This window comes from Halomonas sp. 3D7M (genome assembly GCF_014897885.1).
In the GTDB taxonomy this organism is placed as follows: Bacteria; Pseudomonadota; Gammaproteobacteria; order Pseudomonadales; family Halomonadaceae; genus Vreelandella.
Genome location: NZ_JABUZF010000157.1, coordinates 1 through 2491 on the forward strand (window position 1 = coordinate 1; position 2491 = coordinate 2491).

The 2491-nt window shown below is 46.0% G+C and carries 2 protein-coding genes; both read right to left on the reverse strand.

Translation table 11 applies throughout. The features are described from left to right. A partial coding sequence (locus INT22_RS07555) for a hypothetical protein (protein WP_193067982.1) occupies positions 1 to 1642 on the reverse strand: 1642 nt, incomplete at its 3' end. Between the two features lie 63 nt (positions 1643 to 1705). Then, the coding region (locus INT22_RS07560) for a glycosyltransferase (RefSeq protein ID WP_193067983.1) at positions 1706 to 2491 on the reverse strand (786 nt) is incomplete at its 5' end.

Genomic DNA, 2491 nt, shown 5'->3' on the forward strand with positions numbered 1-2491 from the left:
TTATCAAGCATATCTCTGAGGCATACTCTAAGCTAAACCCCTGCATACAGATTTCTTCTTTATAAATCTGCATAATGCTGTTGCACTCTGACCTGACAAGGTCATAATTATAAACCTGCCACGGTGGAGCCTTTAGCTTTTTTGCCAATTCAGTTTTTTCTTTTGTTCTATTACTTCGACCTTCTTCAGGGCGATGATCACCAAGGAAAAGCAACTCCAAGTTATCAGGCGCTTTGTAAGAGACACCATCAACAGGGCTGAGCTTGAATGTCTTCTTACCTATAACAGGGTAAAAATCATGCACAGTGGAACCAAATTTATCACCATCAAACTCGTACTCAAGAAGACCTTTATCCATCTCATACATAACCTCGAAGCCTAAGAAGTTATCCTTTCTCCTTTCAGGATCAAGCTTTAGAGAAGCAACCACTGCATTAATTGAGTATAGCGGGTCAAATCTAGAGGTTTTTCTGCTGAACAATGTGGCTATATTACCCACAAAGTATCTGTTCCGTTGCTCGACATACATTACATCTAAAGCTTGATCGTAAGAATACCCCATGTCCAACAAGCTGTTTAGATAATCCCCAGTCAAACTATCAACTTTCTCATTCAACTCTTCATCAAGAAGCGGCTGATGCGCCCACACGCTATCAATTGGCAAAGATCTTTTTTCGCTATAAAAACTTCGAAAACATTCTCCGTAACCACCGCTTAGAATAAGACTCCCTCGGGACTTGTAGTGAGAACCATTGACGGGAGATGAAACAGCCATACCCGAAGTGTAATCCACTCCCATAACAAGGCTTTTATAAGGATCTTTATCTCCGCCGACTAATCCATGCGAACTGGAAAAGACCCAACCTTCTTGCTTTCCAATATTATAAGCTATTACTTTATCTGTCGCACTGTCAGGACCGGAACAAAAAAAGCTAACTGCTCTGTCTATACCGATTTTTGATAAAGATGCAGCGACCAATCTGGAGTCAAAACCTCCCGTTAGATGACTAGTTATATCCACCAGGCCAGATCTTTTTATAGCAGATAGATTTCGGAATATATCGTTTACTGCTAAATCCCTACACTCTGAGTATGGGGTGTCTGACAAAACCTCCTCCGCCAAGGAAAAATATTCCTTAACTTCAAACCCGCCATCATGAACTACAATGTAAGACCTTGGGCTAAGCACTTTTATACTACTAAAACTGGAATAGTTGAATGCACCATTGCCTATTTTCAGAAGGAGGGCCAGATAAAAGGGATCAGGAGCTACATCTTTAACCCCGCGCAACCTTAACTGCTCTACCAGAGCTTCCAGATCAGACGAGAATGCCGCAAACTCCTCGCACTCATAGGTATAAACAAGGCAAGCACCCAGCGGGTCTGGAAAAATCCTTATGTTATCAGAGCTTTCAATATAAAGGCAGAAGCTCCCACTAGCCTCCCTGAAAGTTCTATCAATCTCCAACGACTGGAGGCACTCTAAACGAGCAATATCACCAGTCTCAGTTACTAAGTTACCACCTAGCACACCACACCCGTCGAAAAAATATTTTGCACCATCCAAAGTAACAGCAGGCTTATTAAAAATCAGCTTCTTAAAAGAGCGCCCATGATCCAAAAAAACAACTGGAGCTTCCATTTATCAACCACCGAGAAATAATTAAAAAACAGCTTTCAGAAAAAAGTACAGACAATATCTTGATCAAAAAGATATTACATTTTTCAAAAAAGCGCCAATAACGTCTTTAATATCAAAATTGTCTTTTGCAAAAGACTTCAAGCTGGCCTCATCCCCCGAGCCACTCTTTATGCCCTCAGCCGCTGCCTTGAAATCCGGATACACCCACTCCTTCGGATAGATCTCATCCGCCCCTTCCCAAGGAAGAATGATCGGCGTGCAGCCTGATGCAGCGCCATCGGCGATGGTGAAGTGGAAGCTTTCAAAATCGCTGGTAGAAAGCGCAAAATCGATGCCGGCGTACCACTCGGGCATGTCGTTGCCGTGGGGGTCAAAGATTACTGCTCCTTTCAGCAGCGGGTCCTCTTCCAGGCGACGGTACTGGGTCTCGTACCAGGCCATTTCCTCAGGGCGGTTAGCCATCCAAGGGTACTCTTCGGGCCGCTTGCCCTTGATCCGCAGAATGTAGCCGTCGTCTTCCTTGCGTAGCTCACGCAGAATATCCAGGGCCAGGTCGAAGCGCTTACGCTGCGGCACGATGCCCACAAAGCCCAGCACCTTGCCATTGGTGGGCTTGCGCGGCACCGACTGCAGACCTTCCACATCCACGCCGTTATAGACCACCACGCCGTTCTTCTTGAGCACAGGGTTCTTGGCGACCCCTTGGCGCAGGATATGGGGGCCGACGAACATCACCGTATCGAAGGCCTCGAAGGGGATCTTCGGGAACAGGGCATGATCGATCTCCTGCAGGTGCAGCCTGCCCACCAGCTTTTGCCCTTCCCGCTTGTGCTTGCCGTACCAGATGGC